Source organism: Bradyrhizobium sp. 6(2017), assembly GCF_011058295.2.
Lineage (GTDB): Bacteria > Pseudomonadota > Alphaproteobacteria > Rhizobiales > Xanthobacteraceae > Bradyrhizobium > Bradyrhizobium septentrionale.
The window spans coordinates 8,967,113-8,981,590 of the sequence record NZ_CP049289.2 but is presented as its reverse complement, the minus strand read 5'-3'; the positions used below and the strand labels follow the sequence as shown (position 1 = coordinate 8,981,590).

General features: G+C 65.4%; 14 protein-coding genes. 8 read left to right on the top strand and 6 right to left on the bottom strand.

The window, feature by feature from the left end:
- Nucleotides 1-204: 204 nt before the first annotated feature.
- Complete coding sequence (locus G6P99_RS42585) at nucleotides 205-465, bottom strand: hypothetical protein (protein WP_029077538.1); 261 nt, start codon at nucleotides 463-465, stop codon at nucleotides 205-207.
- A 130-nt stretch (nucleotides 466-595) separates the two neighbouring features.
- Here G6P99_RS42585 and G6P99_RS42580 point away from each other — a divergent pair, with 130 nt between their 5' ends.
- Genes G6P99_RS42580 through G6P99_RS42570 form a run of 3 tightly spaced genes read left to right on the top strand, consistent with a single transcriptional unit; the run spans nucleotide 596 to nucleotide 4,469 of the window.
- Nucleotides 596-2,683, top strand: coding sequence for a M3 family metallopeptidase (locus G6P99_RS42580; protein ID WP_165126390.1), 2,088 nt, complete (start codon nucleotides 596-598; stop codon nucleotides 2,681-2,683).
- A 23-nt stretch (nucleotides 2,684-2,706) separates the two neighbouring features.
- Entirely contained in the window at nucleotides 2,707-3,333 is a 627-nt protein-coding gene (locus tag G6P99_RS42575) for a DUF1007 family protein (RefSeq protein ID WP_029077536.1), read from the top strand.
- Complete coding sequence (locus G6P99_RS42570) at nucleotides 3,324-4,469, top strand: nickel/cobalt transporter (RefSeq protein ID WP_029077535.1); 1,146 nt, start codon at nucleotides 3,324-3,326, stop codon at nucleotides 4,467-4,469. The genes G6P99_RS42575 and G6P99_RS42570 overlap by 10 nt, the downstream gene beginning before the upstream one ends.
- 148 nt (nucleotides 4,470-4,617) lie before the next feature.
- Here G6P99_RS42570 and G6P99_RS42565 read toward each other — a convergent pair whose 3' ends face one another.
- Nucleotides 4,618-5,016: an MAPEG family protein gene (locus tag G6P99_RS42565; protein ID WP_029077534.1), complete on the bottom strand. Its 399-nt coding sequence runs from the start codon at nucleotides 5,014-5,016 to the stop codon at nucleotides 4,618-4,620.
- Between the two features lie 103 nt (nucleotides 5,017-5,119).
- Between G6P99_RS42565 and hemH the strand changes: the two genes are divergently transcribed.
- The 3 genes from hemH to G6P99_RS42550 all read left to right on the top strand — a co-directional run bounded on the left by hemH (nucleotide 5,120) and on the right by G6P99_RS42550 (nucleotide 7,877).
- On the top strand, nucleotides 5,120-6,157 hold the full coding sequence (gene hemH / locus G6P99_RS42560; RefSeq protein ID WP_165126387.1) for a ferrochelatase: 1,038 nt from the start codon (nucleotides 5,120-5,122) through the stop codon (nucleotides 6,155-6,157).
- 230 nt (nucleotides 6,158-6,387) lie between these two features.
- Nucleotides 6,388-7,389 carry an SPFH domain-containing protein gene (locus tag G6P99_RS42555; RefSeq protein WP_029077532.1) on the top strand — a complete coding sequence of 334 codons (1,002 nt, stop codon included), beginning with the start codon at nucleotides 6,388-6,390 and terminating at the stop codon, nucleotides 7,387-7,389.
- A gap of 41 nt (nucleotides 7,390-7,430) precedes the next feature.
- Nucleotides 7,431-7,877: an NfeD family protein gene (locus G6P99_RS42550; RefSeq protein ID WP_029077531.1), complete on the top strand. Its 447-nt coding sequence runs from the start codon at nucleotides 7,431-7,433 to the stop codon at nucleotides 7,875-7,877.
- On the opposite strand, the gene G6P99_RS42545 is transcribed toward G6P99_RS42550, so the two are convergent.
- Nucleotides 7,874-8,209, bottom strand: coding sequence for a winged helix-turn-helix transcriptional regulator (locus tag G6P99_RS42545; protein WP_165126384.1), 336 nt, complete (start codon nucleotides 8,207-8,209; stop codon nucleotides 7,874-7,876). The two genes, G6P99_RS42550 and G6P99_RS42545, sit on opposite strands and share 4 nt — an antisense overlap.
- A gap of 89 nt (nucleotides 8,210-8,298) precedes the next feature.
- Between G6P99_RS42545 and G6P99_RS42540 the strand changes: the two genes are divergently transcribed.
- Nucleotides 8,299-8,838, top strand: coding sequence for a carboxymuconolactone decarboxylase family protein (locus tag G6P99_RS42540; RefSeq protein WP_029077529.1), 540 nt, complete (start codon nucleotides 8,299-8,301; stop codon nucleotides 8,836-8,838).
- Between the two features lie 113 nt (nucleotides 8,839-8,951).
- Here G6P99_RS42540 and G6P99_RS42535 read toward each other — a convergent pair whose 3' ends face one another.
- Nucleotides 8,952-9,962 (bottom strand): KpsF/GutQ family sugar-phosphate isomerase, encoded by a 1,011-nt coding sequence (locus G6P99_RS42535; RefSeq protein WP_029077528.1) that lies wholly within the window; start codon nucleotides 9,960-9,962, stop codon nucleotides 8,952-8,954.
- Between the two features lie 246 nt (nucleotides 9,963-10,208).
- Between G6P99_RS42535 and G6P99_RS42530 the strand changes: the two genes are divergently transcribed.
- Entirely contained in the window at nucleotides 10,209-11,891 is a 1,683-nt protein-coding gene (locus G6P99_RS42530) for an outer membrane beta-barrel protein (RefSeq protein WP_084518225.1), read from the top strand.
- A gap of 68 nt (nucleotides 11,892-11,959) precedes the next feature.
- On the opposite strand, the gene G6P99_RS42525 is transcribed toward G6P99_RS42530, so the two are convergent.
- Both G6P99_RS42525 and G6P99_RS42520 read right to left on the bottom strand, forming a co-directional pair.
- Complete coding sequence (locus G6P99_RS42525; protein WP_035975763.1) at nucleotides 11,960-12,658, bottom strand: haloacid dehalogenase type II; 699 nt, start codon at nucleotides 12,656-12,658, stop codon at nucleotides 11,960-11,962.
- A 228-nt stretch (nucleotides 12,659-12,886) separates the two neighbouring features.
- Nucleotides 12,887-14,344, bottom strand: coding sequence for a glutamate synthase subunit beta (locus tag G6P99_RS42520; RefSeq protein ID WP_029077525.1), 1,458 nt, complete (start codon nucleotides 14,342-14,344; stop codon nucleotides 12,887-12,889).
- Nucleotides 14,345-14,478: the final 134 nt, after the last annotated feature.

Genomic DNA, 14,478 nt, shown 5'->3' with positions numbered 1-14,478 from the left:
GAAATTGGGCAAGGCAGGAAATAAATCTTTTGAATTCGGGGTGCAAGAATTTTTTTGCGGTAGCGACAAATTTCCCTAACGCGTGCTTGCGATCTCGCGCGCAGCACACGGTCGGGGCGGTGAAGATGAACGGCTGTTAAGAATGACTAAGGAAGCGTGTGGCGTTTTAGCCCTGTGCCGCAGCGCTTTCTTGAATCGCAGCGGTCAGGCGCGACGCGTGAACGGCTCGACGCGCTGCGCCGCGCGGATGAAGGCGATCATGATCAGGACGCCGATGCCGAACAGCACGGCCTGCAGGATGTGCGCGCCGACATCACTGAGCCCAAGCAGGATCGCGAGCGCCCAGCCGCCGGCGAACGCCGCGCCGAACACTTCCGCGCCGATCAGGATCGCCGCCGAGATCACGGTGATGACGCTCGGCCAGGCGATGGTGCGGTTGCCTGAGGTGGAGGGCTGCATGGTCATGGAATAGGTCCTGTTCAGGGGGCGCAATCTCTCCGAAAAGTGCCCATCTATCAAGCGCAAAAGGCCCAAAAATGCCGTATCGCGTGATATAGATTGGGCCGCATTTTCAAGGCGAAAAACGGGACATTCGATGTCAGAAACCAGCGCAGAAGCCGAGGTCCAGAATTTGGCCAACCCCCTCCTGAAGGCATGGCAGACGCCGCTCGAGACGCCGCCCTTCGCCGAGATCAAGCCGGAGCATTTCCTCCCCGCCTTCGAGCAGGCCTTTGCCGACCATTCGGCTGAAGTGGCTGCGATCACCCATGATCCGGCGCTGCCCGACTTCGACAACACCATCACGGCGCTGGAGCGCTCCGGCAAGCTGCTGTCGAAGGTCTCCGCGGTGTTCTACGACCTGGTCTCGGCCCATTCGAGCCCGGCGATCCTGGAGATCGACAAGGAGGTGTCGCCCCGGATGGCGCGGCACTGGAATCCGATCATGATGAACGCTGTGCTGTTTGGCCGCATCGCCATGCTGCACGAGAAGCGCGCTTCGCTTGGCCTGACCGGCGAGCAGATGCGGCTGCTGGAGCGCACCTATACCCGCTTCCACCGCTCCGGCGCCGGGCTCGACGACGCGGCCAAGGCCCGCATGGCCGAGATCAACGAGCGGCTCGCCCATCTCGGCACCTCGTTCAGCCACCATCTGCTCGGCGACGAGCAGGAGTGGTCCATGGAGCTCGGCGAGGACGACCGCGCCGGCCTCTCCGACACATTCGTGGCGGCCGCCAAGGCCGCGGCGGAAGAGCGCGGCATGCCTGGCAAGGCGATCGTGACGCTGTCGCGCTCCTCGGTCGAGCCGTTCCTGCAGAGCTCCGACAGGCGGGACCTGCGCGAGAAGGTCTACAAGGCCTTCACGGCCCGCGGCGACAATGGCAACGCCAACGACAACAACGCGACCATCGTGGAAATCCTTTCGCTGCGCGAGGAGACCGCGAAGATCCTGGGCTTCCCAACCTATGCCGCCTATCGCCTCGAGGACTCCATGGCCAAGACGCCGGAGGCGGTGCGCGGCCTCTTGGAGCGGGTCTGGAAGCCGGCGCGGGCGCGGGCGCTCGCCGATCGCGACGCGCTGCAGGCGCTGATCACTGAGGAAGGCGGCAATTTCACCCTGGCGTCCTGGGACTGGCGCTACTACGCCGAGAAGCTGCGCCAGCGCCGCGCCAATTTCGACGATTCCGCGATCAAGCCCTATCTGGTGCTCGACCACATGATCGAGGCCGCCTTCGACTGCGCCACCCGCCTGTTCGGCGTCACCTTCGAGGAGCGCAAGGACGTGCCGGTCTGGCACCCGGACGTCCGGGTCTGGGAGGTCACGGGCCGCGACGGCAAGCACAAGGCGCTGTTCTACGGCGACTACTTTGCGCGGCCCTCGAAGCGCTCCGGCGCCTGGATGACCTCGCTGCGCGACCAGCAGAAGCTCGACGGCGCCGTCGCGCCGCTGGTCATCAACGTCTGCAACTTCGCCAAGGGCGCCGACGGTGCGCCGTCGCTGCTGTCGCCCGACGACGCGCGGACCCTGTTCCACGAGTTCGGCCATGGCCTGCACGGCATGCTCTCCGACGTGACCTATCCGTCGCTGTCGGGGACATCGGTGTTCACCGACTTCGTCGAGCTGCCCTCGCAGCTCTACGAGCACTGGCAGGAGCGGCCCGAGGTGCTGCAGCGCTTCGCCCGCCACTACCAGACCGGGGAGGCGCTGCCGGACGACCTGCTCAAGCGCTTCCTCGCGGCGCGCAAGTTCAACCAGGGTTTTGCCACCGTGGAGTTCGTCTCCTCGGCGCTGGTCGACCTCGAATTCCACACCCAGCCGGCGGCGGCGAGCCGCGATATCAGGGCCTTCGAGCAGAAGGAGCTGGAAAAGATCGGCATGCCCGCCGAAATCTCGCTGCGGCACCGGCCGACCCAGTTCGGCCACATCTTCTCCGGCGACCACTATGCGTCGGGCTACTACAGCTACATGTGGTCGGAGGTGATGGACGCCGACGCCTTCGTCGCCTTCGAGGAAGCCGGCGACATCTTCGATCCGGCGACCGCCAAGCGGCTGCATGACGACATCTATTCGTCGGGTGGCTCGCGCGATCCGGAGGAGGCCTATGTCGCCTTCCGCGGCCGCGAGCCCGAGCCGGATGCGCTGTTGCGCCGACGCGGTCTGCTTGAAACGCCCGAGGCGGCCTGAAGGTGCGGCTCGCCTTCAACCGCCTGATCGCTTGGCTGGTGCTTGCGGTGTGCGTCGTGCTCGGCACGGCGGTCGCCGAGGCCCATCCCCATGTCTGGATCACCGCCCGGAGCGAGCTGATCTACGCGCCTGACGGCACCATCACCGGGGTCCGCCACGCCTGGACCTTCGACGACATGTTCTCGACCTACGCGCTGCAGGGCCTCGAGACCAAGGTGAAGGGCGCCTACAGCCGCGAGGAGCTGGCGCCGCTGGCCCAGACCAACGTCGAATCGCTGAAGGAATACGCCTACTTCACCTTCGCCAAGGGAGACGGCAAGAAGCAGAAGTTCACCGAGCCGGTCGACTACTACCTCGAATACAAGGATTCGGCGCTGACGCTGCACTTCACCCTGCCGGTCAAGGCGCCGTTCAAGGCCAGGCAGCTCTCGCTCGAAGTGTTCGACCCGACCTACTTCATCGACTTCCAGTTCGCCGAGAAGGAGCCGGTCAAGCTGGTCGGCGCCGCGGCCGACTGCAAGCTGCAGTTCGAGCGGCCGAGTGACGGCACCGCTGCCGCAGCGAAGCTCGGCGAGCAGAACTTCCTCGACGGCAATGCCGGCAACTTCGCCATGATGTTCGCTAACAAGATCACGGTGGAATGCCCATGACGCCGATCGTCTCCCGCGTGATGCGGGGCCTTGCCGTTTCCGCTGCCGTGGTCGCTGCGATGGCGCTGCTCGATGGCGCGGTACATGTGCTGCTGGCGCAAAATCCGTTCGGGGCGCCGCGCGCGGCGGAGCCGCAGGGCGGGCTGGTCGGCTGGCTGCTGGCCAAGCAGTCGGAGTTTTATCGCGAGATCTCGCAGACCATCCGCGCCGCGAAATCCGACGGTTCGGCGGTCTGGACGTTGCTTGCGATCTCCTTTGCCTACGGGGTCTTCCACGCCGCCGGCCCCGGCCACGGCAAGGCGGTGATCTCCTCCTACATGGTCGCCAATCGCGAGACTGCGCGACGGGGCATCGTGCTGTCGTTCGCCTCGGCGCTGATGCAGTCGCTGGTCGCCGTTCTCGTCGTTGGCGTCTGCGCCTGGCTGCTCAATGCGACGGCGAAGACCATGTGCGGGGCGGAGAAGGGGATCGAGATCGCAAGCTACGCGTTGATCGCGGCGTTCGGAGCCCGGCTGGTCTGGGTCAAGGGCGGCGGCTTCTTCCGCGCGCTCCAGGTGCCGCGCCCGGCGCTGGCGATGGCCGGTGCGCAGCAGCACGATCATGGCCATGGCCACCATGACCACGACCATGGCCATGATCACCATCATCGTCACGCCCAAGACCATGCTCATGACGATCGCGGCCATCATCACCACGATCACCATCACGGCCACGATCACGGTCATGACGCGCAGCATGTCCATGACGAGCATTGCGGCCATTCGCACGGGCCGACGCCAGCCGAGCTCGCCGGTCCCGGCGGCTGGCGGCGCGGCCTCGGCGCGATCCTCACGGTCGGGATCCGGCCCTGCTCGGGCGCGATCCTGGTGCTGGTGTTCGCGCTGGCGCAGGGCCTGTTCTGGGCCGGCATTGCCGCGACCTTCGTGATGGGGCTCGGCACCGCCATCACGGTGGCTGCGATCGCGCTGGTCGCGGTGTCGGCGCGCGGCCTGGCGGAACGGCTGAGCGCGGCGCGCGACGGCGGCGGCATGGTCATCATGCGCGGCCTGGAGTTCGCCGCCGCAGGCCTGGTGCTGCTGTTCGGCCTCGGGCTGCTGCTCGGCTATGTCGCGGCCGAACGGGCGACGTGCCTTTAGGGCTCTAACTCCAAGTGATCCGTCATCCTGAGGAGCCTGCGCAGCAGGCATCTCGAAGGATCGACGGCCACCGGCCGGGCCGTGCATCCTTCGAGACGCGCGCAAGAGCGCGCTCCTCAGGATGACGGGAAGGAGACGGAATTCAGGCTCAACTCGTCAGGTATCCCCTTATCGCCGGCAGGAAGAAGATCGCGATGTTGATCGCAAAGCCGATGCTCCAGAGGATCGAGCGCAGCGTCGGGCGGTTGCCGATGTAGGTGAAGACGTAGGCGATCCGCACGATCAGGAACAGCACCGCGAGCTCGTCGATCAGCCGCAGCGGGCCGACGCGGAATTCGGCGAGCAGCACGGCGAATGCAAAGAACGGGAAGGCCTCGATGCCATTCTGGTGGGCGCCGAGCGCCCGCGCGCGGATCGGGTCGTCGTAGAAGTCGGGATCGCGCGGCTTCGAATTGTCGAACCCGCGGATGCCGGCCCATTTCACCGACACGATCGTCAGGAGCGAGAGCATCAGCGTCCCGAAGACGCACCATTCGGCGATCGTCATGGTTCCTCCCCATATTCCGGACGGGAACGTAGCCAACCGGCACTCGGCTTGACAAGGTTGGAGCAACGCGCGAAGCCCAAAGGACCCCAAGCGCAAGGCCATCATGAGTACGGTCATCCCCTTCGAGAGCGCGAAGCCTGCCGCGGCGCCGAAGCCGGAACGCGTCGGCGTGCTGCTGGTCAATCTCGGCACGCCGGATACCGCGGATGCCACGGGCGTGCGGGTCTATCTGAAGGAATTCTTGTCCGATCCGCGGGTGATCGAGGATCAGGGCCTGCTCTGGAGGCTGATCCTCAACGGCATCATCCTGCGCGTCCGCCCGGCCCGCAAGGCGCAGGACTATCTGAAGATCTGGAACACCGAGAAGAACGAGTCGCCGCTCAAGACCATCACGCGCTCGCAGGCCGACAAGCTCGCGGAGGCGATCGCCGATCACGACCATGTCGTGGTGGATTGGGCGATGCGCTACGGCAACCCCTCGATCAAGCAGCGCATCGAGGCGCTGGCGGCGCAAGGCTGCGGCCGGCTGCTGCTGGTGCCGCTCTATCCGCAATATTCCGCTGCGACGTCGGCGACCGTCTGCGACGAAGCGTTTCGCGTGCTGGCCGCCATGCGTGCGCAGCCGATCCTGCGGGTGACGCCGCCCTATTACGATGACCCTGATTACATCGAGGCGCTCGCGGTCTCGATCAATGAGCATCTCGCGACGCTGTCGTTCCAGCCCGAGATCATCGTCGCCTCGTTCCACGGCATGCCGAAGGACTATGTCGACAAGGGCGATCCCTATCAGGCGCATTGCATTGCCACGACCAATGCGCTGCGCAAGCGGCTCGGGCTCGATGCCAACGGGCTGATCCTCACCTTCCAGTCGCGCTTCGGCAATGCCGAGTGGCTGCAGCCCTATACCGACAAGACGGTCGAGAAGCTCGCCAAGGACGGCGTGCGGCGCATGGCCGTGGTCACGCCCGGTTTCTCCGCGGATTGCCTGGAGACGCTGGAGGAGATCGCGCAGGAGAACGCGGAAATCTTCCGCCACAATGGCGGCGAGCAGTTCGCCGCCATCCCCTGCCTCAACGACAGCGACGGCGGCATGGACGTGATCCGCCAGCTGGTGCTGCGCGAGCTGCAAGGCTGGATTTAACAGAGCTGGATTTAACAAGGCCGGATCTAGCAAGGCTGGATCTAGCAAGGCCTTGGCCTGATTGTTAACGAACCGTGACACCGGACACGGCCATTCGCATACATCTGGTCATCCGACAACAGCTTCCTATGTGCTAGGGAGAACAACCGCCGGCTGAACCGGCGGAGCGGTCCTGCCGACCAATGCACGGACCGTGCCTGGCGATGGTCTCGCGGGCCCTGGAGGACTTTATGACTGGCTTCGATATTTTCGCGATCGCGCTTGTTCTTCTCGTCATCGTCACGCTGTTCGCCGGGATCAAGACCGTTCCGCAGGGCTATGACTGGACCATCGAACGGTTCGGCAAATACACCCGCACGCTGTCGCCCGGCCTCAATCTGATCGTGCCCTATTTCGATCGCATCGGGCGCAAGATGAACATGATGGAGCAGGTGATCAACATCCCCGAGCAGGAGGTGATCACAAAGGACAACGCCACCGTGACGGTGGACGGCGTCGCGTTCTTCCAGGTGTTCGATGCCGCGAAGGCGAGCTACGAGGTCGCCAATCTCAACCAGGCGATCATCGTGCTGACCATGACCAACATCCGCTCGGTGATGGGCTCGATGGATCTCGACCAGGTGCTGTCGCATCGCGACGAGATCAACGAGCGGCTGCTGCGCGTGGTCGACGCCGCGGTCTCGCCCTGGGGCCTCAAGGTCAACCGCATCGAGATCAAGGACATCGTGCCGCCGGCCGACCTCGTCGAGGCGATGGGCCGGCAGATGAAGGCCGAGCGCGTCAAGCGCGCCGACATTTTGCAGGCCGAGGGCCAGCGGCAATCGGAGATCCTGCGCGCCGAGGGCGCCAAGCAGGGCCAGATCCTGCAGGCCGAAGGCCGCAAGGAGGCTGCGTTCCGCGACGCCGAGGCGCGCGAGCGTTCCGCCGAGGCCGAGGCGAGGGCAACCCAGATGGTCAGCGATGCCATCGCCAAGGGCGACGTGGCGGCGCTGAACTATTTCATCGCCGACAAGTACATCAAGGCGTTCGGGCAACTGGCCGACTCGCCGAACCAGAAAATCATCATGTTGCCGATCGAGGCGACCAGCATCCTCGGCTCGCTCGCCGGCATCGGCGAGATCGCCAAGGCCACCTTCGGTGAGAGCGCTGCCTCCGCCGCGGCCGCCGCGCGGCGCGGCTCGGTGCCGCCGGCAGGTCCAACACCGCCACCGCCGGTGCCGCCGCAGCGGTGAGGGCATGACGGCATCACGCCCGCAATGATAGAGGTCATGTCATGGCCGAGATGTTTTCGACATTGGGTACCTGGAACTGGCTGATCTTCGGCTTCATCCTGATGGCGCTGGAGCTTGCGGCGCCAGGCGTGTTCCTGTTCTGGCTCGGGCTCGCGGCGCTGCTGGTCGGGCTGTTGTCGTTCGTCTTCACGCCGTCCTGGCAGACGCAGCTCCTGATGTTCGCGGTGTTTGCTGCGCTCGCGGTGCCGGTCTGGCGGCATTTCGCCAGGGGCGCGACCGAGGCGAGCAAGAGCAATCCATTCCTCAACCGCCGCAACGAAGCCCTGGTCGGCCGCGAATTTACGCTGGAGAAGCCAATCGTCGACGGCTCAGGCACGGTGCGGATCGACGACACGGTCTGGCGCGTCGCCGGCCCCGATGCGCCGGCCGGCAGCCGGGTCAAGGTGGTCCGCGCCGATGGCGCGAGCCTAACGGTGGCTGGGGTCTAGCAGGCGCCCTGCTTGCTCCATCGCTCGGCGAAGCGATTGAGTGGCGTTAAGGTCTGGAATAGCTCCCTGCCGAGTGCGGTGAGGCCGTAACCATCGTCCCTCAGTTCGACGAACCCTGCCTCGCGCAGCTCGGTCAATCGCGTCTGCAGGATCGTCGGTGAGGCCTCGTCGCAGGCGGTGCGCAGCGCGCGCGAGGTCAGCGCGGTCTCGCGCAGCTCCCAGATGACGCGCAAGGTCCAGCGCCGTCCCAAGAGATCGAGCAGCGCCATGATCGGGCGGCCGCTCCGCGAGCCGCGAACGCCCGGTCTTGCGGCGGGAGCCTGCTTTGCCATGTCGCGAATCCCTTCTGAATCCCGCTTGCGTCGATCGCTACAGATATTGTAGCGTGATGCTACAGTAAATGTAGCAAGGAGATCGAGCCATGTCACGTATCGCGCCGCTCGATCCGCCCTATGCGGCGGATGTTCAACAGCATTTCGACCGCATCATGCGCGGCAAGCCGCCGCTGGTGCTGTTCCGCATCATGGCGGGCCATCCGCGCGCCTGGGAGAAGTTTCGCGACGGCAGCCTGCTCGACCGCGGGCCGCTGCCGTTGCGGGAGCGCGAGATCGTGATCGACCGCACCTGCGCGCTCAACGCTTGCGAATATGAGTGGGGCGTGCATGTCACGGCGTTCAGCGCCGCCGCGGGGCTGTCGGAGCAGCAGGTCGACGCTACCGTGCGCGGCAAGGCCGACGCCGATTGCTGGTCGCCGGCCGAACAGGCGATGATCGCGGCGGTCGACGCGCTGCATGCGCGGGCGACGCTTGATGACGCCGAGTACGCGGCGCTGTCGGCGCATTATGATGACAATCAGGTGCTGGAGATCATCCTGCTATGCGGCTTCTACCGCACCGTCTCCTACCTCGCCAACGCGCTGGCCCTGCCGCTGGAGGCGACCGCGGCGCGGTTTCCGAAATAATCGCTGTCATTCCGGGGCGATGCGTAGCATCGAACCCGGAATCTCGAGTTCCCCGATGCGCAATTGCGCATCTGAGGTTCACGCTTCGCGTGCCCCGGAATGACGGAGGGAAATTACGCCACGCCCGCGCGCAGCAGATCGTGCAGATGGATGATGCCGACCGGCTTCTTCGCATCAGTCACGATCAGCGTGGTGATCTTCGAGGCGTTGAGCAGCTCAAGCGCTTCGCCGGCCAGCGTGTCGCGGCTGATCGTCTTCGGCGTCTTGGTCATGACCTCGTCGACGGAAAGCGCCAGAAGGTCGGGTCGACGCAGCTGCCGGCGCAGATCGCCGTCGGTGACGATGCCGACGAGATGGCCGTGGCGGTCGACGATGCCGACGCAGCCGAATCCCTTCGAAGTCATCTCGACCAGCGCATCCGACATCTTGGTGCCGAGTGGCTTCAGCGGCAGCGCGTCGCCGCTGTGCATCAGGTCGCGGGCATATTTCAAGAGCGCGCCGAGCTTGCCGCCCGGATGCAGCACGCTGAAATCGGTCGAGGTGAAGCCGCGGCCTTCGAGCAGCGCGATCGCCAGCGCATCGCCGAGCGCCAGCATCATCAGCGAGGAGGTGGTCGGCGCGAGGTTGTGCGGGCAGGCCTCGCGGGCCTTGGGCAGCGTCAGCTGCACGTCGGCGGCCTTGCTCAGCGTCGAATCCTTGTCGGCGGTCATCGCGATCAGCGGAATGCCGAAGCGCGCGGCATAGGCGATCAGATTGCGCATCTCCGGCTGCTCGCCGGACCATGACAGCGCCAGGATCACGTCATCGACGGTGATCATGCCGAGGTCGCCGTGGCTCGCTTCGGCGGCGTGCACGAAGAACGAAGGCGTGCCGGTCGAGGCGAAGGTCGCGGCGATCTTGCGGCCGATATGGCCTGATTTGCCGAGCCCGGTGACGATCAGGCGTCCCTTGGCCTTGCCGATCAGCTCGGCCGCCGCCGCGAACGGCGCGCCGAGGTTGGACTTCAGGGCCGCGGAAAGGGCTGCGACGCCGCTTGCTTCGGCATCGAGGGTGCGGAGCGCCGATTGAATGGCGCCGTCATCGGGGCCGGATGATTTGGTCATCAGCGGTTTCGGTTTGGCCATTTCGCATTCCAGGGGAGGGGTTTTGCACCCGGGCGTCTCCCTTAGCACGTTCGATTCCGCGATGCGACGCGCGGCGGCCGATCCTCAACGGGTCATTAACCATAATTGTTTTAACTCCATTAAGGACGTTTTCCGCCGCCTGGCGGGATGCGTACGTCAAGTACATGAATTCGTTGGAGTATTTCCATCGTGTGGCGGCGGCCAGCAAGCGGCCCAAATCGGCGCGGACGCTTCGTTCGCGTGGTTTTGCCATGCCTTGCGCTGACCGCGGCCACCGGGCTCGCCAACGCCCAGACCGTGACGCCGGATCTGTTCAGCCCGAGCCGCCAGAGCCAGGTGATCACACAGGATTCGCCGCTGCGCCGGACCACGGCCGAGGCGCTCGATCCGCTCAACGGCTTGAGGCTGCCGGATGCCGATCGTGACCGGCGTTCGTCGTCTTCATCGACATCAACGTCGCAGCGGATCGGGCAGGTCCCGACCTACGGCCTCCCCGCTGCGAACGGCGCCGCGACGTCGGGCTATGACTCGCTCAACCGCAAGCGCCTGAAGCCGAAATATTATCCGGGCCAGGCCAAGCCGAAGCCGCCGCCGGGGCCCGGCTCGCCGGTGCCCACGCCGCCGCCGCTGAGCGCGAGCGGTCAGTTGCGGCTGTCGATCCCGCCGTCGGAAACCGCCAGCAAGCCGCCGCTACCGCCGGCGATGGCCGGCACCATCGTCGGCCAGCCGCCGCGCAGGCGGCTCAGGATCGACGACGATCCGTTCGGCGCGGTCGGCGATTACGCCGGCTCGTTCATGGTCAAGACTGCGGTCGAGGTGATGGCCGGCTACGACACCAACCCCGGCCGTCTCTATTCGCCGCAGGGCAGGGCGTTCTACATGGTCGCGCCGGAATTCCTCGCGGTATCCGACTGGGAGCGTCACGCCATCGTCGCCGATTTGCGCGGCTCGTTCACCGGCTACGGTTCCCAGCTGACGCCGAACGCCGACGGCACGCCGTTGTCGGCGCCGCTCGACGTCGACCGTCCGAATTTCACCGGCCATATCGACGGCCGTCTCGACGTCTCCAGAGACACGCATTTGTTGGGGCAGGCCCGCCTGCTGGTCTCGACCGACAATCCCGGCAGCCCGAACGTGCAGGCTGGCCTCGCCAAATATCCGATCTACACCACGGTCGGCGGCACCTTCGGCATCGACCAGCATTTCAACCGCCTGCAGGTCTCGCTCGGCGCCACCGTCGACCGTACCGATTACCAATGGTCCAAGCTCACCGACGGCACCTCGTCGTCGAACGACGACCGCAATTTCACGCAATATGGCGGCGTCGGCCGCGTCAGCTATGAGCTCAATCCGGCCGTGAAGGCGTTCGTCGAGGTGGAGGGCGACAGCCGCTTCCACGATCTCTATCTCGACCGCTCCGGCTACGCGCGCAACTCCTCGGGCGGTTATGCCAAGGTCGGTACGTCGTTCGAGTTCACCCGGCTGCTGTTCGGCGAGGTCTCGATTGGCTATGCCAGGCGCGACTATGTCGACCCGCGGCTTAGCCCACTCGAGGGCCTGCTCACCACCGCCTCGCTGACCTGGACCGCGACGCCGCTGACCACGGCCAAATTCTATTCCGACACCCAGCTCGGCGAGACCACGCTGCCCGGCACCTCGGGCGTGCTGTCGCGCACCTACACCGTCGAGGTCGACCACGACTTCCGCCGCTGGCTGACCGGCATTGGCAGGTTCACCTACGGCACGCTCGACTACCAGGGCGACAACCGCAACGACACCATCTACTCGGTGTCCGGCGACCTGATCTACAAGATGACCCGCAGCCTCTGGATCAAGGGCACCCTGCGCCGCGACTGGCTGGATTCGAACCAGCCGGGACAGAGCTCGGCATCGACGGTGGTGATGCTCGGCGTGCGGGTGCAGAACTAGCTTAGCGCGCGTCCGCTTGCGCCGCGATCATCCTGGGACCCGCATAGCCGTTATCGTCGCGCACGGTGTCACATCCAGCCGGCAGCGCGCAGCAGCTCGGGCACCCTATCGAGCGCTCTGGCCGTTGCGTTGGGCACATAGTCCGGCAAAGGCTGCCGGCCCGTGCCGCGATCGATCCAGATGGCCCGAAAGCCGAGTTCGCGAGCCGCCGCGAGGTCGAGATGCGGGCTGGCGCAGATGTGCAGGAGCCTGTCCTTGCCGACGCCGATGGCGTTCCAGGCGTGTTGAAATATCCGCGCGGACGGCTTGTAGGCTTCGGCCTGCTCGGCGGTGATGACGCGATCGATATGGCCACCGAGTTGCGCGACGTTGCCGGCGATGATCGCATCATCGGTGTTGGAGATGATCGCGAGCTTAAAGCCCGCGGCCTTGAGGCGGCCCAGCGTCTCGACCACTTCCGGGAAAGGAGGCATCGCGCTGATCGACGATATCAGAATCTCCGCCTGACTGGCGTCGAAGGGCAACGCCAGCTCCGCCATCGTCAGGCGCAACGCTTCAGTACTGACTTCCTTGAAAGACAGATGCGGGCGCTGCTGCTCCAACCGATGCTCATGGCGGTCGTAGATCGCCAGGAGCTTATTTGGATCGACCCGTCCTCCGCTGCCGGAAAGGATGCTGCGAACCGCAGCACCCAGACCTTCGTCCCATTGGATCAGCGTCCCGTAGCAATCGAAGGTCAGCCATTCCGGCCGCGGTCCTGCCAGCATCGTTTCAATTCCTCGCCGTGGGCGGCGATACTGACAGCTGTAACGGGCACGGTGAAATTAATTGAGCCAATGACACCAATTAAGAATGCAAATGGTATCGATGCCTCCGGCTTTACCCTGCCGCGGCGTCAGAATATCCAGCAGGCGCCTCTGGAATACTGGATCGCCCGCTTTCGCGGGCGATGACAGTTGCGTTTGTGAGATGCGGTTCGACGAGACTGCCGGTCCTTATCCCGGCAAATCCGTCTTCCCCATCAGGAAGCCGTCGATCGACCGGGCGCACTGGCGGCCTTCGCGGATTGCCCAGACCACCAGCGACTGGCCGCGGCGCATGTCGCCGGCGGAGAAGATTTTTGCGCGCGAGGTCTGGTAGTCGTGCAGGGACGCGCGCACGTTGCCGCGCTGGTCGAGCTCGACGCCGAGCGTCTTGAGCAGGCCCTCGTGCACCGGATGGACAAAGCCCATCGCCAGCAGCACGAGTTCGGCGTCGAGCGTGAACTCGGTGCCGGGCAGCGGCTTGAACTTGTCGTCGACCTTGACGCAGTGCAGCTTGCTGACCTTGCCGTCCTTGCCTTCGAACTTCGTCGTCAGCACCGCGTATTCGCGCACCGCGCCCTCGGCCTGGCTCGACGACGTCCGCATCTTCAGCGGCCAGTTCGGCCAGGTCACGCCCTTGTTCTCGTGCTCGGGCGGCGCCGCCATGATCTCGAGCTGGGTCACGGACAGCGCTCCTTGCCGGAACGAGGTGCCGATGCAGTCCGAACCGGTGTCGCCGCCGCCGATCACGACGACATGCTTGCCGCCGGCGAGGATGTCGGCGGTGCCGTCCAGCGGCTCGCCGGAGACGCGGCGGTTCTGCTGCGGCAGGAAGTCCATCGCGAAGTGAATGCCGGCGAGGTCGCGGCCGGGGATCGGCAGGTCGCGCGGGGCTTCCGCGCCACCGGTCAGCGCCACCGCGTCATACTGCTTGGCGAGTTCCTGCGGATCGATCGCGCCGGGCGTTGAGCCACCCACCGCCTTGCCGTAGTGGAAGGTGACGCCCTCGGCTTCCATCTGCGCCACGCGGCGGTCGATGATGTTCTTCTCCATCTTGAAGTCGGGAATGCCATAGCGCAGCAGGCCGCCGGCCTTGGCGAACTTCTCGTAGACATGCACCTCGTGGCCGGCGCGCGCGAGCTGCTGCGCGCAGGCCATGCCGGCGGGACCGGAGCCGATCACGGCGACCTTCTTGCCGGTCTTCTGGGGTGCGATCTCCGGCTTCAGCCAGCCATTGTCCCAGGCGCGGTCGACGATCGCGCATTCGATGGTCTTGATGGTGACCGGGTTGTCGTCGATGTTGAGCGTGCAGGACGCCTCGCACGGCGCCGGGCAGATCCGGCCGGTGAACTCGGGGAAATTGTTGGTCGAGTGCAGATTGCGCGACGCCTCTTCCCAGTTGCCCTGATAGACGAGGTCGTTGAAATCGGGGATCTGGTTGTTGACCGGGCAGCCCGGCGTGCCCGGCGCGGTCGAGCCGGTGCCGTGGCAATAGGGGATGCCGCAATTCATGCAGCGCGCGGCCTGGTCGCGGGTGTCCTTCTCGCTCAGCGGAATGACGAACTCGTTGAAGTTCTTGAGCCGCTCGGCAACCGGCTCGTACTTGCGGTCATGCCGCTCGATCTCGAGAAAACCTGTGATCTTACCCATTGAAACCCGATGCCCCTGCATCTCAGTTGTTCCGTCATTCCGGGCTGCGCCGCGAGGCGCAGACCCGAAGGTCCCGAAGTCGGTTGGCGAGATTCCGGGTCCGCGCCTCGCGCGCCCCGGAATGACGCCTGGTG